The 20,433-nt window shown below is 61.7% G+C and carries 19 protein-coding genes and 2 tRNA genes; 10 read left to right on the top strand and 11 right to left on the bottom strand.

Going from position 1 to position 20,433, the window contains the following annotated elements:
* Positions 1 to 20: 20 nt before the first annotated feature.
* The 4 genes from rdgB to AVME950_RS06640 all read right to left on the bottom strand — a co-directional run bounded on the left by rdgB (position 21) and on the right by AVME950_RS06640 (position 3,472).
* Complete coding sequence (gene rdgB, locus AVME950_RS06625; RefSeq protein ID WP_284429206.1) at positions 21 to 620, bottom strand: RdgB/HAM1 family non-canonical purine NTP pyrophosphatase; 600 nt, start codon at positions 618 to 620, stop codon at positions 21 to 23.
* A 121-nt stretch (positions 621 to 741) separates the two neighbouring features.
* Positions 742 to 1,473, bottom strand: a complete 732-nt coding sequence (gene rph, locus AVME950_RS06630; RefSeq protein WP_272564819.1) for a ribonuclease PH — start codon at positions 1,471 to 1,473, stop codon at positions 742 to 744.
* Between the two features lie 83 nt (positions 1,474 to 1,556).
* Positions 1,557 to 2,459 carry a PP2C family protein-serine/threonine phosphatase gene (locus AVME950_RS06635; RefSeq protein WP_284424634.1) on the bottom strand — a complete coding sequence of 301 codons (903 nt, stop codon included), beginning with the start codon at positions 2,457 to 2,459 and terminating at the stop codon, positions 1,557 to 1,559.
* Positions 2,456 to 3,472 carry a serine/threonine protein kinase gene (locus AVME950_RS06640; RefSeq protein WP_272548837.1) on the bottom strand — a complete coding sequence of 339 codons (1,017 nt, stop codon included), beginning with the start codon at positions 3,470 to 3,472 and terminating at the stop codon, positions 2,456 to 2,458. The genes AVME950_RS06635 and AVME950_RS06640 overlap by 4 nt, the downstream gene beginning before the upstream one ends.
* Positions 3,473 to 3,562: 90 nt before the next feature.
* Here AVME950_RS06640 and AVME950_RS06645 point away from each other — a divergent pair, with 90 nt between their 5' ends.
* The 4 genes from AVME950_RS06645 to AVME950_RS06660 all read left to right on the top strand — a co-directional run bounded on the left by AVME950_RS06645 (position 3,563) and on the right by AVME950_RS06660 (position 7,706).
* The gene (locus AVME950_RS06645) at positions 3,563 to 4,456 is read left to right on the top strand and encodes a YicC/YloC family endoribonuclease (RefSeq protein WP_284424763.1); all 894 of its coding nucleotides are present in this window, start codon (positions 3,563 to 3,565) and stop codon (positions 4,454 to 4,456) included.
* A 40-nt stretch (positions 4,457 to 4,496) separates the two neighbouring features.
* Positions 4,497 to 5,117: a guanylate kinase gene (gmk, locus tag AVME950_RS06650; protein ID WP_284429207.1), complete on the top strand. Its 621-nt coding sequence runs from the start codon at positions 4,497 to 4,499 to the stop codon at positions 5,115 to 5,117.
* An 18-nt stretch (positions 5,118 to 5,135) separates the two neighbouring features.
* A complete protein-coding gene (rpoZ, locus tag AVME950_RS06655; protein WP_272564822.1) occupies positions 5,136 to 5,339 on the top strand; it encodes a DNA-directed RNA polymerase subunit omega in 204 nt (67 codons plus the stop codon).
* Between the two features lie 96 nt (positions 5,340 to 5,435).
* A complete protein-coding gene (locus AVME950_RS06660) occupies positions 5,436 to 7,706 on the top strand; it encodes a RelA/SpoT family protein (protein ID WP_284402680.1) in 2,271 nt (756 codons plus the stop codon).
* 18 nt (positions 7,707 to 7,724) lie between these two features.
* Here the strand turns inward: AVME950_RS06660 and greB are convergent, their stop codons facing one another.
* The 4 genes from greB to hrcA form a co-directional block, all read right to left on the bottom strand.
* Entirely contained in the window at positions 7,725 to 8,282 is a 558-nt protein-coding gene (greB, locus tag AVME950_RS06665; protein WP_284407618.1) for a transcription elongation factor GreB, read from the bottom strand.
* A gap of 79 nt (positions 8,283 to 8,361) precedes the next feature.
* Positions 8,362 to 8,438: transfer RNA gene (locus tag AVME950_RS06670), tRNA-Arg, on the bottom strand.
* A gap of 233 nt (positions 8,439 to 8,671) precedes the next feature.
* Positions 8,672 to 8,748 (bottom strand) — tRNA-Ile (locus tag AVME950_RS06675).
* Positions 8,749 to 8,767: 19 nt separating this feature from the next.
* Positions 8,768 to 9,772, bottom strand: a complete 1,005-nt coding sequence (gene hrcA / locus AVME950_RS06680) for a heat-inducible transcriptional repressor HrcA (RefSeq protein WP_284429208.1) — start codon at positions 9,770 to 9,772, stop codon at positions 8,768 to 8,770.
* A gap of 28 nt (positions 9,773 to 9,800) precedes the next feature.
* Between hrcA and AVME950_RS06685 the strand changes: the two genes are divergently transcribed.
* From AVME950_RS06685 to rapZ, 3 genes are read left to right on the top strand one after another with little or no spacing between them, the layout of a single operon-like run.
* Positions 9,801 to 10,697 carry an NAD kinase gene (locus tag AVME950_RS06685; RefSeq protein ID WP_284402298.1) on the top strand — a complete coding sequence of 299 codons (897 nt, stop codon included), beginning with the start codon at positions 9,801 to 9,803 and terminating at the stop codon, positions 10,695 to 10,697.
* On the top strand, positions 10,698 to 12,365 hold the full coding sequence (gene recN / locus AVME950_RS06690; protein ID WP_284429209.1) for a DNA repair protein RecN: 1,668 nt from the start codon (positions 10,698 to 10,700) through the stop codon (positions 12,363 to 12,365).
* Between the two features lie 4 nt (positions 12,366 to 12,369).
* Positions 12,370 to 13,233, top strand: a complete 864-nt coding sequence (gene rapZ / locus AVME950_RS06695) for an RNase adapter RapZ (protein WP_284429210.1) — start codon at positions 12,370 to 12,372, stop codon at positions 13,231 to 13,233.
* 40 nt (positions 13,234 to 13,273) lie between these two features.
* Here rapZ and mutY read toward each other — a convergent pair whose 3' ends face one another.
* The 3 genes from mutY to mutM form a co-directional block, all read right to left on the bottom strand.
* Positions 13,274 to 14,314, bottom strand: coding sequence for an A/G-specific adenine glycosylase (gene mutY / locus AVME950_RS06700; protein WP_284429211.1), 1,041 nt, complete (start codon positions 14,312 to 14,314; stop codon positions 13,274 to 13,276).
* Positions 14,311 to 16,272 carry a dynamin family protein gene (locus tag AVME950_RS06705; RefSeq protein ID WP_284429212.1) on the bottom strand — a complete coding sequence of 654 codons (1,962 nt, stop codon included), beginning with the start codon at positions 16,270 to 16,272 and terminating at the stop codon, positions 14,311 to 14,313. Before AVME950_RS06705 ends, mutY begins: the two co-directional genes overlap by 4 nt.
* Before the next feature lie 108 nt (positions 16,273 to 16,380).
* Positions 16,381 to 17,196 carry a bifunctional DNA-formamidopyrimidine glycosylase/DNA-(apurinic or apyrimidinic site) lyase gene (gene mutM, locus AVME950_RS06710; RefSeq protein WP_284429213.1) on the bottom strand — a complete coding sequence of 272 codons (816 nt, stop codon included), beginning with the start codon at positions 17,194 to 17,196 and terminating at the stop codon, positions 16,381 to 16,383.
* 29 nt (positions 17,197 to 17,225) lie between these two features.
* Between mutM and AVME950_RS06715 the strand changes: the two genes are divergently transcribed.
* The 3 genes from AVME950_RS06715 to ispE are packed head-to-tail and all read left to right on the top strand — an operon-like array spanning position 17,226 to position 20,427.
* On the top strand, positions 17,226 to 19,016 hold the full coding sequence (locus AVME950_RS06715) for a tetratricopeptide repeat protein (protein WP_284429214.1): 1,791 nt from the start codon (positions 17,226 to 17,228) through the stop codon (positions 19,014 to 19,016).
* Complete coding sequence (locus tag AVME950_RS06720) at positions 19,016 to 19,558, top strand: lipoprotein insertase outer membrane protein LolB (RefSeq protein WP_284429586.1); 543 nt, start codon at positions 19,016 to 19,018, stop codon at positions 19,556 to 19,558. Before AVME950_RS06715 ends, AVME950_RS06720 begins: the two co-directional genes overlap by 1 nt.
* A gap of 5 nt (positions 19,559 to 19,563) precedes the next feature.
* Positions 19,564 to 20,427 (top strand): 4-(cytidine 5'-diphospho)-2-C-methyl-D-erythritol kinase, encoded by an 864-nt coding sequence (gene ispE, locus AVME950_RS06725; protein WP_284429215.1) that lies wholly within the window; start codon positions 19,564 to 19,566, stop codon positions 20,425 to 20,427.
* The last annotated feature ends 6 nt before the right edge of the window (positions 20,428 to 20,433 follow it).

A 20,433-nucleotide genomic window follows, 5' to 3' on the forward strand; every position in this document is an offset into this window, starting at 1 on the left:
CTCCGAAAGGCGCCAGCGCCTCAGAACCAGCGCTCGCGCATCAGCGCCAGCATCTGCTGTGCCGACCGGCCCCGGTGGCTATTGGCATTCTTCACCTCCGTCGGCAGCTCGGCGAAGGTCTTGCCGAACTCGGGCACGACCATGATCGGATCGAATCCGAAGCCCTGGCTGCCACGCGGCTCGCGCGCGATCTCGCCCACGACCCGGCCCACGGCGATGAGCGGCTCCGGGTCCTCGGGCGTGCGCACCGCCACCAGGGTGCTCACCATCGCCGCGCGGCGCTGGTCGATGCCCTGCATCTGCTCCAACAGCGCGCGCACGTTGTTCGCGTCGCCCTTGTCGTAGCCGAAACGGGTCGCGTAATACGCCGTGTCCACGCCCGGCAATCCACCGAAGGCATCGACACACAGGCCGGCGTCATCGGCCAGCGCCGGCAGTCCCGTGTGCTGGGCGGCAAAGCGCGCCTTGGCCAGCGCGTTCTCCACGAAGGTCCGAAAGGGCTCGGCCGCCTCTCCGACGCCCAGGTCCGCCTGGCGCACGAGCACCACGCCGAGCGGCGCCAGCAGCGTCTGCAGTTCGGCCAGCTTGCCCTGGTTGTTGGATGCGAGTACGAGTTTCATGGTCAAAATGGCTTCCAGCGCATATTCATCTAGGGCACATTGCTACAAATTTAATAGCAAATGCGATTTCCATCGGTGCAACGGGGCTGGCCAGGGACAGCCAAGCCCGCATTCGCTATCGCTATCCGTTGCGCAGCGCCTGCTGCTGCAGCGCCACCAGTTCGGCCACGCCCTTTTCGGCCAGCGACAGCAGGCGGTCCATCTCCTGGCGGGTGAACGCCACGCCTTCGGCCGTGCCTTGCACCTCCACGAAATGGCCGGCGCCGGTCATCACCACGTTCATGTCGGTGTCGCAGGCCACGTCTTCCACGTACTCCAGATCGAGCAGCGGCGTGCCTTCCACGATGCCGACCGAAATGGCTGCCAGCGGGGCCGTGATGGGCGATTCGGCCAGCTTGCCGCGCGCGATCAGATGGGCCACCGCATCCTGCGCCGCGACCCAGGCACCGGTGATGGCCGCCGTGCGCGTGCCGCCGTCGGCCTGGATGACGTCGCAGTCCAGTTGCAGGGTGCGCTCGCCCAGGCGCTGGAGATCGAACACGGCCCGCAGGCTGCGGCCGATCAGGCGCTGGATCTCCTGCGTGCGGCCATTCTGCTTGCCGCGGGCCGCCTCGCGGTCGCTGCGGGTGTGGGTGGACCGGGGCAGCATGCCGTACTCGGCCGTCACCCAGCCCTCGCCGCTGCCGCGCTTGTGGGGCGGCACGCGCTCTTCCACCGACGCGGTGCACAGCACCTTGGTGTTGCCGAACTCGATGAGCACCGAGCCTTCGGCGTGCATGGTGTAGCGGCGGGTGATGCGCACCGGGCGCAACTGGTCGGCGGCACGGCCGCCCGGGCGGGTGAAAGAGGTCATGGAATGGGGTCCGGTAGGAAACGAAAACAGAACGGTCACCCGGCAGGCGCCGCTTCAGGCCAAGCGCCGGGCGGAGCGAGCGTTCAGGCCTTGCGTGCGGCCGAACGGCGGATGGCCTCGTTGATCTCGGCAATGGAGCGTTCGATGGCCTCGTCGTCCAGGTCATCGTCCACCATGTCGAGCGGCCCGGCCTGGATCGTGGAGGAAAACCCGTCGTCGCTGATGCTGTCGGTCGAAATGCCCTGGGTGGATTCGAACGCATCGGGCGTTTCCCACTCCAGCGCCACCACGGTCACGTTGTCGCTGGTGTCGCCGGCCTTGCGCAGCGCGTCTTCGACCAAGTCGGGCACCGACTGCGAGACCGGCAGGCGGCTCAGCTGGCGGGCGATGGTCTCGTCGTCCAGCGTGCCCCACAGGCCGTCGGAGCACAGCAGGATGCGGTCGCCCTGCTCCAGGGCCACCGGGCCGGTGATGTCATAGATGGGCTTGGTCGGCGATCCCAGGCAGGTGAACAGCACATTGCGGTTCACCCGTTCGATGCCCTGCAGCGGCATGTTGCGCAGCTCCAGGTACGAGTGGTCGCGTGTGCGCGTGAACAGCTCGCCCCCGCGCACCATGTACAGGCGCGAGTCGCCGCAGTGGATCCAGCTGGCGGACCCTTCCTGCACCACCGCCACGACCAGCGTGGTGCGGGGCGTGTCCAGCATGCCGCGGTCGGCCGCGTAGCGAAGGATCTGGTGGTGTGCGGCCAGCAGCGCGTCGGCCAGAAATCCGTGCACGTCTTCCAGCGTGGGCTTGGCGTGCCGCTGGAACGCGGCGGACACCGTCTGCAGCGCCAGTTGCGCCGCCACTTCGCCCTCCGGGTGGCCGCCCATGCCGTCCGCCAGCACGAACAGGCTGGACTCCCGCGTGTAGCAGTAGCCCATGCGGTCTTCATTGGTTTCGCGGCCACCACGACGGCTGACCTGGAAGACGGAGAATTTCATTTCGGCTTCGCCCCCATTCGCGTGGCCTCGCCCACCTTCTGCACATTCTTCTTGGTATCGGACACCAGCGTATCAAGCTGCAGGCGCATCTTCTCACCCACGGACAGCTTGGTGTAGCGCCGCTCGCCCTCGCGGCTCAGTTCCTTTTGCAAGGCGAACACCGACTGGGGCCGCGACAGCGGGTCGAGCGCCATGCACCATTCGACCACCTCGATCAGGTTGTCGGAGTAAACGCCGCGCAGCTTGGTCAGCGCCAGCGACAGGCGGTCCTTGTCGGAGCGCTGCGGCGCCTCGTTGGGCGGGAATCCCTGCATGCAGGCGTAGATGCAGGCGCCGATCGCGTAGATGTCGGTCCAGGGGCCCATCGACGAATCGCGGCGGTACATCTCGGGCGCCGCGAAGCCGGGCGTGTACATCGGGCGGATGAAGTTGCCCTCCTTCGAGAGCACTTCGCGCGCCGCGCCGAAGTCGATCATCACCGCCTTGTTGTCGTCGGTGATGAAGATGTTGGCCGGCTTGATATCAAGGTGCAGCATCTTGTGCTGGTGCACGATGCGCAGGCCGCGCAGCACCTCGTCGAACAGCGAGCGGATCGTGGACTCGCGGAACACCTTCTGCGTTTTGAGGTCGCGCGCGGTGATGATGAAGTCCTGCAGGGTGGCCCCTTCCAGGTAGTTCATCACCATGTAGACGGTTTCGTTTTCCCGGAAGAAATTGAGCACGCTCACCACCGAGGCGTGCGAGATCTGCGCCAGGGCCCGGCCTTCCTCGAAGAAACTCTTGAGGCCCAGGCGGTACAGCGACAGCTTTTCGGGAGGCACCTTGGGCAGCAACTCGCCCGGGCCGCGGGTGGCCAGGGAAGAAGGCAGATATTCCTTGATGGCGACCTGCTGGCCGTCCGGGTCGATGGCCAGATACACCACGCCGAAGCCGCCGGAGGAGAGCCGGCGCACCACGCGGTAGCCACCAATCGTGGTGTCGGGCGGCAGGGGGGCCGGCTTGATTTTTGACATATTTTGCGAAGAAACCTCGGGCACGAATCGGAACCCGGATAATCGCCGGATCGCAAGCAACCACCGAAAAGTCCAATGGCAGTTTACAGCATGACCGGATACGCCAGCGCACAGCAAAGTGCATCCGCGGGAGGGGGCGAAACCGATGGCCGCACCCGCCGCCTGGGGCTGGAGATCCGGTCCGTCAACAGCCGTTTCCTGGATCTGTCGTTCCGCTTGCCCGACGAGTTGCGCGCCCAGGAACCGGTGCTGCGCAGCCTGCTCACCGCCCGCCTCAAGCGGGGCAAGGTCGAAGTCCGCGCCTCCATCGAGAACGAAGACACCACCGCCCTGCCCGACCCGGCACCCCGCCTGCTGCAACGGCTGAACTCCGCGCAGGACGCCGTGCGCGCCTGGCTGCCCGACGCGGCCCCCTTGAGCGTCGCCGACGCCCTGCGCCTGTGCGCGAATGCCGGCTCCGTCCAGGACGACTGGAGCGATGCCGTCCCGGCCCTGGCCGAGAAAGCACTGAAAGATCTCCTCCAAGCCCGTGAACGCGAAGGCAAGCGCCTGTCGGCCATGCTGCAGGACCGGCTCGAACAACTGCGCGCCCTGGCCCACCAGGCCACGCCGCTGGTTCCCAAGCTGGTGGAGCAGCAGCGCCAGCGCTTCATGGAACGCTGGAAGGAGGCCATGGCCCTGGCCGACAACGCCACGCTGCCCGAAGCCGCTCAGGACCGCGCGCTGACCGAGGCCACCGCCTTCGCCATCCGCATCGACGTCGCGGAAGAGATCACCCGGCTGGATTCGCACCTGGACGAGATCGAACGCCTGCTCAAGAAAGGCGGTGAAGTGGGCAAACGCCTGGACTTTCTCATCCAGGAACTGCACCGCGAAGCCAACACGCTCGGCTCCAAATCTGCCGCCATGGAACTCACGCGCATCAGCGTGGACATGAAGGTCCTGATCGAGCAGATGCGCGAGCAGGTCCAGAACATCGAGTGAGTGATAATCCTTTTTTGATAGCAGCCAGTACCTATCCCGCATGGACTACCCTGGAAATCTATTCGTAGTGGCAGCGCCCAGCGGCGCGGGCAAATCGAGCCTGGTCAAGGCGTTGCTGGAGCTGGACTCCCATGTGCAGCCCTCGGTCTCGCACACCACCCGGGCACCACGCGGGCAGGAAAAGCACGGCCGCGAATACTTCTTCACCTCGGAGCAGGAATTCGACGCCATGGTCGCCTCTGACGGCTTCGTGGAATGGGCCCACGTGCACGGCCGCCGCTATGGCACATCCCGCAAGGCCATCGAGGAGCGCATCGCGCAAGGCGCCGATGTGGTCCTGGAAATCGACTTCCAGGGCGCCATCCAGGTCAAGCAGGCCTTTGCGAATGCCGTCCTCATCTTCATCCTCCCCCCCAGTTGGGAAGAACTGAGATCCCGCCTGGAACGCCGCGGGGAAGACGCCCCGGACGTGATCGAGGTCCGGCTGAAGAATGCCGCCCAGGAAATGGAGCAGGCCTACAAATTCGACTTCGTTATAATCAACGAACTCTTTGAGCGTGCGCTTTTCGACCTGAAAACCATCGTCCACGCTCAGCGGCTGAAGTATGCGGCGCAACGCCGTGCACGGGCCGATACGTTCGAATCCCTCAATATCACCTGATCCTTCTGGAGAAGACGCATGGCCCGCATTACTGTTGAAGACTGCCTCGAGCACATCCCCAACCGCTTTCAACTCGTGCTGGCAGCCACGTACCGCGCCCGCATGCTGAGCCAAGGCCATGCCCCCAAGATCGAAAGCCGCAACAAGCCTGCGGTGACCGCCTTGCGCGAAATCGCCGAAGGCAAGGTCGGTCTGGAGATGCTGAAGAAGGTCCCGGGCTGACGCGCCCAGGTCTGCTGCTGCAGCCCAATAGCACCGCTTTGCGGTGCTTTTTTTTGGCCAAAAACCACGATCTCCCCAGCAAGCTACATTAAAGGGATGAATGCGGTCTTGAATAAACCATCTGCCCAAGACCCGCGCCCCGGCGAAAGCGGGGCGGCGGGAGGCACGTCCGCAGCAGCCGCCAACGCAGCAGCGGCCAGTTTTGCGGCCCTCACGGAGAACCTCGGCTACCTCGACGCAGCCAGCATCGAACAGGTGCGGCAGGCTTACCGCTTTGCCGACGAAGCCCACCTGGGGCAGTTGCGCAACAGCGGCGAGCCCTACATCACCCACCCCATCGCAGTGGCGGCCCAGTGCGCCACCTGGAAGCTGGATGGCCAGGCGCTGATGGCGGCACTGCTGCACGACGCCATGGAAGATTGCGGCGTCACCAAGTCCGATCTCATCGATCGCTTCGGCCTGCCGGTGGCCGAATTGGTGGATGGCCTCACCAAGCTCGACAAGCTGCAGTTCAACACCCGCGAAGAGAACCAGGCCGAGTCCTTCCGCAAGATGCTGTTGGCAATGGCCCGCGATGTACGGGTCATTCTGATCAAGCTGGCCGACCGCACGCACAACATGCGCACGCTCTCGGACATGCCGCGCAGCAAATGGGGCCGCATTTCTTCCGAAACCCTCGAGATCTATGCCCCCATCGCCCACCGGCTTGGGCTGAACCAGACCTACCGGGAGCTGCAGGATCTGTCATTCCGACATCTCCACCCCTGGCGCTACGCGACCCTGTCCAAGGCAGTGAACAAATCACGCAACCGGCGGCGCGATATCGTGCAGCGGGTTCAAACCGAGGTCGACACCGCGTTTTCGAAGCTGGGCATGAAAGCCCGCCTCGCAGGCCGCGAGAAAACGCTCTATGCCATCTACCAGAAGATGGACACCAAGCACCTCAGTTTTGCCCAGGTCACAGACATCTACGGCTTTCGCGTGATCGTGCCGACCGTGGTCGATTGCTACACGGCACTGGGCGTGCTGCATCAGATGTACAAGCCTGTTCCTGGGCGGTTCAAGGACCACATCGCCATTGCCAAGCTCAACGGCTACCAGTCGCTGCACACCACCTTGGTCGGCCCTTCCGGGGTCAACATCGAATTCCAGATGCGTACCGAGGAAATGCACGTGGTGGCGGAAGCCGGCGTGGCCGCCCATTGGCTGTACAAAGCACAGGATGCCGATGGATCGGCCGCGGAGCGCCTTGGCACCAAGTGGCTCCAGTCGCTGCTCGACATTCAGAACGAAACGCGGGATGCAGCGGAGTTCTGGGACCATGTGAAGGTCGACCTGTTCCCCGATGCGGTCTATGTCTTCACCCCCAAGAGCCAGATCATGGCACTGCCACGGGGCGCCACGGTGGTCGATTTCGCCTATGCCATCCACAGCAATGTGGGTGACCGCACCACGGCCGCCAAGATCAACAATGAGCAGGTCCCCTTGCGGACCGAGCTCAAGAACGGCGATGTGGTGGAGATCATCACAGCGCCGGTGTCCACGCCCAATCCCGCCTGGCTGGGCTTCGTGCGCACGGGCCGCGCACGCTCGAAGATTCGCCACTACCTCAAAACGCTGGCCCATACTGAATCAGCGGGACTGGGAGAGAAGCTGCTGACCCAGGCCCTGAGGGCCGAGGGGCTGGAACGCCTGCCGACCGAGTCGGAGAACCAGGCACTGTGGGACAAGCTGCTCCGCTTCACAGGCAATCGAACACGCAATGAACTCATGACCGACATCGGTCTGGGCAAACGCATCGCGGGCATCGTGGCGAAACGCCTCATGGTGCTGATGACGGAGCATGGACACCGACCCGATGCCCTGTTGCTGACCCGTGAAAGGTATTCATCCCACGAAACCCTGTCGCAAGGTGGCGTGACTTTGGACGGCAGCGAAAACGCATCCGTTCAGTACGCGAACTGCTGCCGCCCGGTACCGGGAGATCCCATCGTCGGCTACCTGGGGCGCGGTGAAGGGCTGGTGGTTCATAACGCCCAATGCAGCGTGGCGAAAAAGCTTCAGCACAAGGACAGCGAGCGCTTTATCGCGGTGGACTGGGCCGATGAGCCCACGCGCATGTTCGAAACCGGCATCGTTGTGACCGTGGCCAACGGCAAGGGCGTCTTGGCACGCATCGCCGCCGAACTGGCGAGCTCCGAAGCGGACATCGTTCACGTCGACATGGACGATGAAGCCGCCATGGACACGACCGATTTGCGTTTTGTCATCGCCGCACGAGACCAGTCACACGTCGAGGCCTCCTTGCGCAATTTGCGCCGAACGCCCGCAGTGCTTCGCGCCTTCCGCGTGCTGCCCCAGGGGTAAGGCCGGCGCACTGGCCCCTTATGCCACCGGTTGGGGATAGCGGACGTCCAAAACCTCCAGCGTCCGCGTGCCACCAGGCGTGGCCAACTGAACCTGATCCCCTTCGCGGGCCTTCAGTAAGGCCCGAGCCACCGGCGACACCCAACTGACTTGCGCCAGGCCCGTCTCGACCTCGTCGATTCCCAGGATCGTGATGGTGCGCTCGACGCCTTCATCGTCCGCATAGTGGACCGTGGCACCAAAGAACACCTGATCACTTCCGGCGTGAATGGCGGGATCGACCACCTCGGCAATTTCGAGTCGTTTGGTCAGGAACCGAATCCTGCGATCAATTTCGCGCAGGCGTTTCTTGCCATACAGGTAGTCCCCGTTCTCCGAACGGTCCCCATTGCTTGCAGCCCAATGAACCACTTCAACGATCTTGGGCCGCTCGTTGTCGATGAGATCCAGCAGTTCATCGCGCAGCCTGGCGTAGCCGGAAGGGGTGATGTAGTTCTTGCTACCCGCAGGAAGGGGTGCAGGGGAAAAATCTTCGTCATCGGACTGATCCGATTCTTTGGTGAATGCCTTGCTCATGGGTGCATTTTGATGCAGAGAGCATTCGAATCCCCAACGGAAAAAGCCCTAGAACATCACTGTTCTAGGGCTTACCGTTTGGTGCGGCTGGCAGGAATCGAACCCACGACCCCTTGGTTCGTAGCCAAGTACTCTATCCAGCTGAGCTACAGCCGCTAAGCTTTGAATTATAGCATGTTTTCAACGCCATCATTCAATTCTTGTTTTGATTTTTACGCGACCTCTGTGAAGAACTTCGCAATCAAGCAAGACTTAAATTCTAACCCATCTTTTGATGGTTGCTTGGCTTCGTTTGCAGAAAACGCAGGCATCTCAACTCTCATGTCCACGCAGTGCGCCTGAACAGGCACGCGAGGAATGGCCATGAACAGCAATCAAGCCCGTTGAACTGGTAGGGCGTGAGGGACTTGAACCCGCGACCAAAGGATTATGAGTCCTCTGCTCTAACCAACTGAGCTAACGCCCCCCGCGCCAATTGTATGTGCTTACTTGCGGTAACTCAGCGCGTTGGAAACCAGCTTGGACGTGATGTCCACGATCTGGATCATCCTGTCGTACGGCATTCGGGTGGGGCCGATGACCCCCAGTGTGCCTACGACTTGCCCGTCTATTTCATATGGAGAGGTGACTACCGAAAGCTCCTCAAAAGGGACGATCTGGCTCTCTCCCCCAATGAAGATGCGTACGCCATCTGCACGGTTGGAAACATCGAGCAAACGCAGGATCTGCGTCTTCTGTTCGAACAGGTCGAAAGCACGCCGCAGGTTGCCCATGTCGTTGGAAAAATCACTCACTGCCAGCAGGTTGCGCTCGCCAGAAATCACCACATTGTCCTGAGACTCCGCCATCGCTTCGGACCCGACGTTGACAGCCGCCTGCATCAGCGAGCCGATTTCCTCCCGCAGCTGATCCACCTCCGTCTTCAAGCGCTCGCGCACTTGGTCCATGTCCATTCCGGAATAGTGGCTGTTCAGGAAATTGGCCGCTTCTACCAGATGCGATTGCGAGTAGTCCACATCGGTGAAGATCACGCGGTTCTGCACATCTCCTTCAGGGGAGACGATGATGACCAGAAGCCGCTTTTCGGACAATCTCAAGAATTCGATGTGCCGGAACACCGAGGCACGCCGGGGCGCCATGACAACGCCCACGAACTGGGACAGGCTGGACAACAAATGCGCCGCGTTGGCGATCACCTTTTGCGGTTGCTCTGCAGCCAGCTGCGGCGAATACAGCTGCTCGCGCTGCACTGTCAACATGGTGTCAACGAACAGGCGATACCCTTTGGCCGTCGGAATTCGGCCGGCAGACGTGTGCGGGCTTGCGATCAGTCCGATCTCTTCGAGATCGGCCATCACGTTACGGATGGTGGCGGGAGAGAGGTCGAGACCGGACGCGCGCGACAGCGTACGCGAACCCACGGGTTGGCCATCGGCTATGTAGCGCTCTACGAGCGCCTTCAGCAACAACTTGGCACGGTCATCAAGCATTGAATCATTTTAATGATCTAATTTCCCAATGAAGCTCAGGTTCACACGGGTCGCACTCTTCGGCAAGTACCAGCCGCTCACTTCCAGCGTTATTTCTGACAGTTCGCGCAATGCCGTACAGGAGGTTGCCCAGTTCCTCAGAAATGAAGGCTGTGAACCCATTCTGGAACAGGAAACGGCGCACAACACCGGCATTTCTGACTATCCTGCGATGCAGGTGGAACAGATCGGCAAGGAGTGCGATCTGGGGATGGTGATCGGGGGAGACGGTACGATGCTGGGCATCGGCAGGCAATTGGCCCCCTACAAAATTCCTCTGATCGGCATCAATCAGGGACGTCTGGGCTTCATCACCGATATCCCTTTGGGCGAGCACGCTTCAGCACTGAGGCCGATGCTCCATGGCGAGTACGAAGAAGACGCCAGGCCCCTCATGCATGCCTGCGTGATGCGTCAGGACGAATGCGTATTTGAAGCCCTGGCGCTCAACGACGTCGTCGTCAATCGTGGATCCACTTCCGGCATGGTCGAATTGCGGGTGGAAGTGGGTGGGCATTTCGTCTCGAACCAAAGGGCAGACGGGCTGATCATTGCGTCGCCCACTGGGTCCACGGCTTATGCGCTCTCCGCGGGAGGCCCAATGCTGCACCCTGCGATTCCTGGTTGGGTGATGGTCCCCATCGCACCCCATACGCTGTCCAATCGACCCATCGTGCTGCCGGATTCGACGGACATTGCGGTGGAAGTCGTAGGGGGCCGGGACGTCAGCGCCAATTTCGACATGCAGTCGCTGGCGTCGCTCCAGCATGGCGATCGGATCGTGGTTCGGCGGTCGGAGCACTGCGTGCGCTTCTTGCACCCTCGAGGCTGGAACTACTTTGCTACGTTGCGCAAAAAATTGCGCTGGAATGAAGGGGGCTCATAGATGGCGCTCAAACGGATCGCATTGCGCGATTTCGTCATCGTGGATGTCCTGGACCTGGATCTTCACAAAGGATTTACGGTGCTGACCGGAGAAACGGGTGCAGGCAAATCCATCCTGATCGATGCCTTGCAAATGCTGCTGGGCGGCCGCGCCGATGCCGGGGTGATTCGCGAGGGAACCGAGCGTACGGACATCTGCGCTGAATTCGATTGCCCACCCAGTTTGTCTGCATGGCTTGATGAAGCAGGCATCCCGCAGGAGGAAAGCCTGCTGCTTCGCCGAACCATCGATCGGCAAGGAAAAAGCCGTGCGTGGATGAACGGCATTCCAGCAACCGCCACCCAAATGCGGACTGTGGGGGCACATCTCCTCGATATCCATGGCCAGCACGCATGGCAGAGCTTGACGCGCCAGGATGCCGTTCGCAGCCTGTTGGATGCCTATGGCGGCATCAGCACCGCGGCGCTGGAGCCGCTTTGGACTCGCTGGCGTGACGACCGCAAAGCGGTCGCGCAAGCAGAAGCGGCCAGACATACCCTGCAACAGGAGCGGGAACGACTGCAGTGGCAGATCAGTGAAGTCGAAAAGCTGGGCCCGGCATCCAGCGAGTGGGAAGAACTCAACACCCAGCACAGCCGCCTTTCCCACGCCCAAGCCTTGCTGGACAGCGCGCAAACGGCCCTGTCCGCGCTGGAGGATGAAGAGTCCGGTGCACAGACTCAGTTGAGCCGCGCCTGCCATCTGCTGCAGGAGCAGCAAACCCTCGATCCCGAATTCAAGGCGATGGGAGAGGTGCTTCAGTCGTGCATGGATCAAGCGGCCGATGTGGCTCACTCCTTGCAAAGCTATCTCCGGCACACGGAACTCGATCCCGAGCGACTTGAACAGTTGGATTCACGCCTGTCGCTGTGGATTTCGTTGTCACGCAAATACAAGCGGACGCCATCGGAGTTGCCGGCACTGCTGGAGGGATGGAAAGCGGAACTCTCCAAACTGGAGACGGCAGCAGACCTGGAAGCGCTCAATGCGGCCGAACAGGCCAGTGGTACAGCCTATCGCAAGGCGGCGCAGGCTGTGTCCCGGCAGCGGACAGCCGCAGCACCAAGGCTTGCCCAATCAATCACACAAGCCATGCAGGGCCTGGGCATGGTGGGCGGGCGGTTTGAGGTGCTTTTGGAACCGACACCGGAACCCGGCATTCAAGGTCTCGACAGTGTTTCTTTTCTGGTCGCAGGGCATCCTGGCGCTACGCCCCGGCCTGTTGGCAAAGTCGCTTCGGGGGGGGAGCTGTCTCGCATATCGTTGGCCATTTCCGTGACGACAAGCCAGTTGGGCGAGGCCCCTACCCTGATTTTTGACGAGGTGGACTCAGGCGTCGGAGGCTCCGTCGCCGAGACGGTGGGTCGGCTGATGCAGCAGTTGGGCCGCGATCGACAGGTGCTGGCCGTTACCCATCTTCCGCAGGTGGCAGCCTGTGCAGATCACCATCTGATCGTGGCAAAAACCAGTCAGGATCAGCACACCGTCAGTCAGGTGACCGTGGCGAAGGGAGAAAAACGCGTGATCGAAATGGCTCGGATGTTAGGAGGGGAACGCCAGTCGAAGGCGACCATGGCGCACGCACGCGAAATGCTCAGCAGCAACCAACCCGCACAGATCAAGGCATGACGAAATGACGCTAGAGGTCGTATTGATCACAGGCATGGCGGGTTCCGGCAAATCCGTTGCCTTGCATGCATTGGAAGACGCAGGCTACTACTGCGTAGACAACCTGCCACCGGAATTGTTGGCCGCCTTCGTGGCGCTGGAGCATCAGCACCATGGCAACCGGATTGCCATCGCAATGGATGTTCGCAGCGCCACCGCGTTACCGCTGGTTCCGCAGGAACTGAAACGCCTGCGCGGCGAGGGCGTGGTCGTCCATTCGCTGTTTCTGGATGCCACCACCGACACATTGATCCGGCGATTTTCGGAAACGCGCCGACGCCACCCCCTCTCCAGAGACGAATGGACGGAAGGCCAACGCGCATTGCTGCAAACCATCGAACTGGAACGTGAACTGCTGGCCGAGTTGCGTGAGCAGTCCCATGTCATCGACACGAGCGCCATTCGAGCAGCGCAATTGCAGGGTTACGTCAAAAGCCTGATGCCCGCCCTGCCCGGGCAATTGACGCTGGTCTTCCAATCGTTTGCATTCAAACGCGGGGTGCCTGTCGATGCGGATTACGTCTTTGACGTGCGCATGCTGCCCAATCCCCACTATGAGCCCGCCTTAAAGGCATTGACGGGCAAAGACCAGCCTGTCATCGACTATTTGCAACACCAGGCTGATGTGAAACTGATGCAGGAGCACATCGCGCAGTTCCTTTCTCACTGGCTGGAGCCTTTGGCGCAGAATCACCGAAGCTACGTGACCGTGGCCATTGGCTGCACGGGGGGGCAACACCGCTCGGTTTATTTGGTGGAGCGCCTGGCGATGCACTTCAGCCAGCGTTGGACCACCCTGCGGCGGCATCGTGAGCTGGACGGCCTGTGACTTTCACGTCTCGCCACAGAGTGGCGAGACGTGAAAAAAATCAGGATAGGTTCAGCAGCAATTTTCGGATGGGCGTTGGCATACCCAAGCGGTCCCAGTCGGAAGCACCAAACCAGGCACCGTCCACCGGAAGGCCCCAATCCGCCTGCCACGGGATTCGCACGGGATGGAGGTGCAGATCCCGATGGGTCAGGACATGAAGAAAGCCCTCCAAATCCTGAAGCGGCGCAGGCCGTGATGCCAATGACGCTTGCAGTGCTGCGCGCTCCTCGAACACCGGCAGGCAATGCAGACCTGCCCAAATGCCGCTCGAGGGACGCGGCTGGAGCAAGACGCGCCCATTGCCGTCCTGCAGCAGCATCAGCCACCACGACTCCGCACGACGCGACAATTTGCGGGTCCGCACGGGATAGCGTTCGGGGTCTCCGTCGCGGCGGGCTTTGCACTGCCGGTTCAAAGGGCAGACCATGCAGGTCGGCTTCTTTGGCGTGCACACCGTCGCCCCGAGATCCATCAGACCCTGGGTATAGCGCGGCATCGCATGCTGCAGATCACTGACTGGCAGCAAGGCACAGGCCTGATCCCAAAGAAGACGTTCATTCTTGGCGATTGCCAAATCGGCCGTGAAGCCAAGCACTCGCGTCAGCACCCGGCGAACATTTGCATCCAATATGGGAACACGCTCGGAAAAGCAGAAGGCGGTTATCGCACCTGCCGTCGAGCGGCCGATTCCCGGCAACTGTGCCAATACCTCGGCGGTCCGGGGAAACTCGCCCCCGTGCAAATCCACCACTTTCTGAGCACAGCGGTGCAGATTTCGTGCACGACTGTAGTAGCCCAACCCGCTCCATAAAGCGAGCACCTCGCCCTCCGTTGCCGCTGCGAGCGACTGCACATCCGGAAATCGAGCCAGAAAGCGTTCGTAATAGCCCAAGACGGTGACGACCTGGGTTTGCTGCAACATGATTTCCGACAGCCACACCCGATAAGGATCACGTGTTTGCTGCCATGGCAAATGGTTGCGGCCATGCACCGCCTGCCACCGAACCACATCGGTGGCAATTTCCGGGATGTCGCTCATGCCAGGGCCGTTTGCGGGCTGACCTGGGGCGGCTCGGCGCGCGGGACGGCTGCGAGCTGCTCCGTCATCTCATTCAAGCGCGCCTCCATCTGCCCCAACTCCTGCTCGGCCATTTCAATCTCTGCAATGCGCTCGACCAAACCGCTTGCTGCGTGCTGAATGCGGTCCACCGCTTCGATGCGACGCGCAAAGCTGCGTTTGCGCTCTCTTAGTTGGGCATCCAGTTGCGCTGTTGCGGATTTGCTCCACAGCTCCAAATCGTTGGCAACCGACTCGAACACCGTGCGAAGCCGCATGCCAAGCGCACGGACCAATCGCTGCGCAAACTCAGGCTGCGCCAGTTTGAGGGCATTGCCCACGCCCAGGTACTGCAAATGCCGCTGCTCAATTTGCGCGATTTCCTGCAGGAAGGGCTCCAGTTGCGGAGTCGGAGGCACTTGGAGCGAGAAGCCAAAGTCCGTGTTGAGCTGTCGGAATGTACCGCCCAACATGGCATGGATTTCAGTGCCCGAAGATTGCGCCTTGTCCACGATGGCCAGCAGCCGCTGGAAGGTCTCCGCATAGATTTTGCGCACGCCCAGCTTCAGCCCCTTTTGCTGCAATGCGTCTGTGAGCAGCGCCAGCTCAGCCTTCAGTGAACGGGCTCCGAGCTCATGGAAGATATCGCGCAGCAATTTGAGATGGACCGCACGCACCGCCTGAATCTTCGCGGTGCTCATCTCAAACTCCCGCTGCTCCTGCTCGATGCGAGTGCGCATGGAATCGATGACGGAAGCATTCTTTCCCCGCAAGCTCCGTAACTCCAGCATCTGGTCATCGAGATCGCGCCGGCGGATGTTGATCACGCGGGAGGTTTCCGACCGCAGGCCGGCAATGCCCGCTGCCACGGCAGAGCGGAGAATGGACTGGCGCTTGCCCATCACCCCTTGTGCCAGCGCTTCTTCCAAAAGAGGCAAGCCGCTGCGCTCCAGCAACAGGTCATCGCACTGGATTTTGGCGATCAACCCTTTCTGGGCTGAAACCAGCATGACGTGCTCTTGCGAGATACCCAGCATCTCAGCAGAGGTCAGGCGCTGGCGCTCCAGTTGTTCTTGAACCTGCTCAGGCGAGTTCAGGGTGTCCCACAGTGTGTCGATCTTGTTGAGGACCACCAAGCGGGCATCCGCATTTTCAGACGGGGCTGCAAGATGTTCCCGCCAGATCGAGAGATCGGACCGCGTGACCCCGGTGTCCGCCCCCAGGATGAAGACCACCGCATGCGCCTGCGGAATCAGATTGATGGTGAGTTCAGGCTCCGCACCCACTGCGTTCAGTCCGGGCGTATCCAGAATGACCAGGCCCTGCTTGAGCAGCGGATGGGGAATATTGATGAGGGCATGGCGCCACATCGGAACTTCCACCTGGCCGCTGGCGTCCGGCACCGGGTTTTCTTCCGGCAGGTCGTCGTGCCAGAAGCCCAGCGCTCGCGCCTCATCCAAGCTGACGCGCCGGACCTCGGCCACCTTCTCGAGCGAGCGGGCCATCTGCCCCGCATCATTGACATCCAAGGGAATCTGCACCCAGCGTTCGGGTTTCAGGCGCCACTCGGCCAGTCCCTGCACCTGCAGCCGGGTGTCGATGGGAAGCAGGCGCAGGCTCACAGGCACGCCGGGGTCGTAGCCCAATTCCGTCGGGCACATCGTCGTTCGTCCCGCGCTGGCCGGCATGATCCGGCGGCCATAGTCGGCAAAGAAGATGGCGTTGATCAGTTCGGACTTGCCCCGGGAAAACTCCGCGACGAAAGCCACCATGACTTTGTCGCTGCGCACTTGGCCCTCCAGTCGCTGGAGCTTCTCGCCAACGGCCGCATCCATGAGGGAATGCGACGCCATCCAGTCGGCCAACTGCTTCAGTTGAAGTGCGAATGCCCGGCGCCACGCGCCGTGCTGGTCGAACTGTTCGTTAAAAGAGGGTCCCACTTTGCTCCCGAGTGTCGCTGCGCCCGCACGTGCAGGAGCCTTCGCAAAATATAGCACCCCACGAACTTCTTGAAAGCTCGAAACGGCGTGGTGCCACCCCTCTTAACCCTATGCCTTCTGGCAACGGATGCAATAGTAGGTGCTGCGCTGGCCTTGCCGGATCATTCGCACCGGAGACCCGCAGGCCCGGCACGCCTCGTTGTGCCGTCCATAGACATGCGCCTCCAGCTGGAAATGGCCCTCACTGCCGTCCGCGCTGGCGAAGTCCCGCAGCGTACTGCCGCCGCGCTCCACCGCGCGCGCCAGCACCTCGCGAATGGCTGCGTGCAGGCGGCGAACCCGCGCCAAGCCGATGGTCGATGACTTCACTGTCGGGCGGATACCCGCCAGGAACAGCACTTCCGACGCGTAGATGTTTCCGACCCCCACCACAACTTTGCCGCTGAGCAAGACCTGCTTCACAGGCGCCCGGCTCGCACGCAAACCGGCAAAGAGACCATCGACGGTGAACAGATCGGAAAGGGGTTCCACTCCCAATGAACCCAACAGCTTCTTCGCTTCTTCTGCGCTCTCGTCTTGCGCCCAAACCACTGCGCCGAATCTTCGAGGATCCCGCAGGCGCAGGGTCCCCAAGGTCGTTTCCATTTCAAAATGGTCGTGTGGACCACGCGCTTCCAGCGCTTGCCCCAGACGCAGGCTCCCCGACATGCCGAGATGGATCAGGAGAAGCCCTCCGTCCAGGTCAAGGAGCAAATACTTGCCCCGGCGCCGCACTGCCGTGACGGTGCGGCCAATCAACCCCTCGGGCGGGCAACCAAGTGGCCATCTCAATGGTTTGCCCACCGTGACCGACTGGATTACCGCGCCGGAAATCCCCTTCGCGATGCTGAGTCGCGTTACTTCCACTTCCGGCAACTCAGGCATGCCTGCACGCTCCACAAAGACGTTGAACCATGGATTATTATGGGTTGATGGCGCAATCACATCGACTCTGGACCATCACCCTGGCATGCGCTATGGTGACGGGAACTCTTTCTGCACAGGCGCAAAATTCGCCAGCACCGACATCGCAAGCCGGGCTTCGAGCGTCTCAGGAGACTTCCAGCGATGCAGCCGCCGCGCTCGATGCAGAACTGTTCTATGAAATCCTGCTAGGAGAGATCAGCACCACGGGGGGCGATCCCGGCACCGGTTATTCGCTCATGCTGGAAGCGGCCCGCCGCAGCGGCGATGGCCAGCTTTATCGGCGGGCCGTCGAAATTGCCCTGCAATCGCGCTCAGCTGAATATGCGCTGGCGGCAGCGAGGGCGTGGAAAAGTGCACAGCCTCAGTCGCGCGAGGCCAACCGGTACGTGTTGCAGATCCTCATTGCGCTCAATCGCATCGAGGAGACGTCCGACCTCCTCAAGCAGGAACTGGATCAATCGCCTGCGAATGACAGGGCCATGACGCTCCAGGCCATTCCTCAGTTGTACGGGCGGGCCAGCGACAAGACCATGGCCGCCAAGGTCGTCGAGCAGGCGCTGGCAGATCAGCTCAGCAACCCGGCATCCGGCCCCTCCGCGTGGATCACCATCGGCCGAATGCGCCTGGCCGCGGGCGACAAGAAGGGTGGACTGGAAGCCGCACGCCAGGCCCAGACCATGGATGCGCCAGCCGAAGGCGTCGCCTTGCTGGCGCTGCAACTGCTGGAAGCCGGCGAACCAGAGGCAGAGCCATTGGTTGCCCGCTATCTGGCCGGGACGCCCAAGCCGGAAATCCGCATGGTGTACGTTCGCACCCTGCTGGACTCACAGCGCTATGCGGAAGCCTCCAAACAGGCGGATCTGCTGACCCAGAGCACGCCCGACATGGCAGAAGCCTGGCTGGTCAAAGCCAGCCTGCACTTGCAGGCCAACCGCCTCGATGAGGCGTATGCGTCCCTGACGCAGTTTCAGAAACTCCTCGAGGCACTGCCTGCGGGCGATCCGCGCCGAAGTGCGATGACGCAGGCATTCCTGCTGCAAGCCCAGATCGCAGAAAAGCGGGGCAACCTGGCGGAAGCGGAGGCCTGGCTGGGCCGGATCGAGAACTCTGCTGAACTGCTGACGGTGCAAAGCCGCAAGGCGTCCCTGCTGGCTCGCCAGGGCAAGTTGCCCGAAGCCCTTGCGCTCATTCGCGCGTTGCCTGCGAAGACGCCCCAGGAAGAGCGAATGAAATTGCTCGCCGAGGTCCAGCTGCTGCGCGATGCACAGAAATACCGGGAAGCCTATGAAGCCCAAGCCAAGGCCGTCGCCTTGGCTCCGCAAGACAACGAACTCGTCTACGACCAAGCCATGCTGGCCGAAAAGGCGGGCCTGTTGGACGACATGGAAAAATTGCTGCGGCAGATCATTGCCCGCCAGCCCGACTACCACCATGCCTACAACGCCCTGGGATACTCGTTCGCGGAACGTGACATCCGACTGCCGGAAGCCAAGCAGCTGATTGCAAAGGCGCTGGAATACGCGCCCGGTGACCCGTTCATCATGGACAGCCTTGGCTGGGTCGAGTTTCGGCTCGGCAATCGGAAAGAAGCCGCGCGCTTGCTCGGCGATGCATTCAAGGCACAGCCCGATCCGGAAATTGCGGCCCATCTGGGCGAAGTGCTGTGGTCACTCGGAGAGCGTGACCGCGCGACGTCTGTCTGGAAAGAAGGCCTGCGGCTGAACAAGGACAACGACACCCTGCGCCAGACTTTGAAGCGCCTCGGAGCCAACCCTTGATGCGGCGCGCCGCGATCAATGGCCGCTACCGCGCAAATGCCAAAAGCACCTGGCCCGCTTGGAGCGCCTGGCTGGCAACGCTGACCTTTTTGCTCCTCGCGGGTTGTGCGCAGCACGCCCGGATGGTCACGCAGGACGCAGCGCCCAACGATGCGTGGAGCGGCCGGCTGTCGCTGCAAGTGGATGATCCCGCCGCACAACCGTTGAACGCGGCATTCGAATTGCGAGGCGCCCCTGAACAAGGAGAACTGACGCTTCTCAACCCCTTCGGCAATGTGATGGCCAAGCTGGCTTGGTCGCCCGGACTGGCCACACTGACCAATGGATCGGAAACGCGACGATCCGACTCGCTGGACGCGCTGGTCCTGCAGCTGACAGGCAGCACGGTGCCGGTGTCCGCCTTGTTCGGCTGGCTCAAACGCGAACCCATCGCGGTCGATGGCTGGGAGGCAGAACTCGACGGAATGGACCGCGGCAGGCTCGTCGCTCACCGTCGCAGCCCCTTGCCGCACGCCACACTGCGCATTGCCCTGGACCGCTGACACACATGCGGTCTTTGCACGATGTGCCGGCGCCGGCCAAGCTCAACCTCTTTCTGCATATCACAGGGCGACGCGCCGACGGCTACCACCTGCTGCAGTCGGTGTTCATGCTGATCGATTGGTGTGACACGCTCCATTTCGAACTACGTCAGGACGGCGCAATCACCCGGGAGGACCTGTCGGAGGTGCTGCCTCCCCAAGACCTTTGCGTGCGCGCAGCCTCGGCTTTGCAGCTTGCCACTGGATGCACGCTGGGCGCGCACATCGGCATTGAAAAGCGGATTCCGGCGCAGGCGGGCATGGGGGGTGGTTCGTCCGATGCGGCCTCGACCCTGCTGGCCCTCAACCGATTGTGGAACCTGCAGCTAACGCGTGGGGAACTGGAGCGCATCGGACTGTCGCTGGGCGCCGACGTGCCATTTTTTTTACGCGGCCATAACGCTTGGGTGGAAGGAATTGGTGAGACAATACGCCCGCTTGAGAAAGCGCATGCACTGCCAAGAACACAATTCCTGGTGGTCAAACCAGAAGCGGGATTGGATACGAAATCGATTTTTTCGAACCCTTTCCTAAAACGCGATTCTGGCTGTGCTACAATCTTAGGCTTTGCTGCAGCACACTACCAATTTGGAAGTAACGATCTGCAGCCGGTTGCTCAGGCACTGTGTCCCGAGATCGGTCAAGCCCTTCAGTGGCTGGAATCGAAAGGGTTGCAAGGTCGAATGACTGGCTCGGGAAGTGCGGTGTTTGCGCAGATGCCACAGGCAGTGAACTTGCAAGACGCGCCCGGCGCGTGGCAAGTGAAGGCATGTGAAAATTTGATGATTCATCCTCTGGCAGGATGGGCTTCAGATCAGGATTTCGGTTGATTACTT

This window comes from Acidovorax sp. SUPP950 (assembly GCF_030158935.1).
Lineage (GTDB): Bacteria > Pseudomonadota > Gammaproteobacteria > Burkholderiales > Burkholderiaceae_C > Paracidovorax.

Coding starts and splice junctions, on each gene's coding strand:
- rapZ (WP_284429210.1), top strand. CDS start 12,370: ATGACGCTAGAGGTCGTATTGATCACAGGCATGGCGGGTTCCGGCAAA.
- recN (WP_284429209.1), top strand. CDS start 10,698: ATGGCGCTCAAACGGATCGCATTGCGCGATTTCGTCATCGTGGATGTC.
- AVME950_RS06660 (WP_284402680.1), top strand. CDS start 5,436: ATGAATGCGGTCTTGAATAAACCATCTGCCCAAGACCCGCGCCCCGGC.
- AVME950_RS06635 (WP_284424634.1), bottom strand. CDS start 2,459: ATGAAATTCTCCGTCTTCCAGGTCAGCCGTCGTGGTGGCCGCGAAACC.
- AVME950_RS06685 (WP_284402298.1), top strand. CDS start 9,801: ATGAAGCTCAGGTTCACACGGGTCGCACTCTTCGGCAAGTACCAGCCG.
- rph (WP_272564819.1), bottom strand. CDS start 1,473: ATGACCTCTTTCACCCGCCCGGGCGGCCGTGCCGCCGACCAGTTGCGC.
- AVME950_RS06645 (WP_284424763.1), top strand. CDS start 3,563: ATGACCGGATACGCCAGCGCACAGCAAAGTGCATCCGCGGGAGGGGGC.
- mutM (WP_284429213.1), bottom strand. CDS start 17,196: ATGCCTGAGTTGCCGGAAGTGGAAGTAACGCGACTCAGCATCGCGAAG.
- rpoZ (WP_272564822.1), top strand. CDS start 5,136: ATGGCCCGCATTACTGTTGAAGACTGCCTCGAGCACATCCCCAACCGC.
- AVME950_RS06640 (WP_272548837.1), bottom strand. CDS start 3,472: ATGTCAAAAATCAAGCCGGCCCCCCTGCCGCCCGACACCACGATTGGT.
- rdgB (WP_284429206.1), bottom strand. CDS start 620: ATGAAACTCGTACTCGCATCCAACAACCAGGGCAAGCTGGCCGAACTG.
- gmk (WP_284429207.1), top strand. CDS start 4,497: ATGGACTACCCTGGAAATCTATTCGTAGTGGCAGCGCCCAGCGGCGCG.
- AVME950_RS06720 (WP_284429586.1), top strand. CDS start 19,016: ATGCGGCGCGCCGCGATCAATGGCCGCTACCGCGCAAATGCCAAAAGC.
- ispE (WP_284429215.1), top strand. CDS start 19,564: ATGCGGTCTTTGCACGATGTGCCGGCGCCGGCCAAGCTCAACCTCTTT.
- AVME950_RS06715 (WP_284429214.1), top strand. CDS start 17,226: ATGGATTATTATGGGTTGATGGCGCAATCACATCGACTCTGGACCATC.
- mutY (WP_284429211.1), bottom strand. CDS start 14,314: ATGAGCGACATCCCGGAAATTGCCACCGATGTGGTTCGGTGGCAGGCG.
- greB (WP_284407618.1), bottom strand. CDS start 8,282: ATGAGCAAGGCATTCACCAAAGAATCGGATCAGTCCGATGACGAAGAT.
- hrcA (WP_284429208.1), bottom strand. CDS start 9,772: ATGCTTGATGACCGTGCCAAGTTGTTGCTGAAGGCGCTCGTAGAGCGC.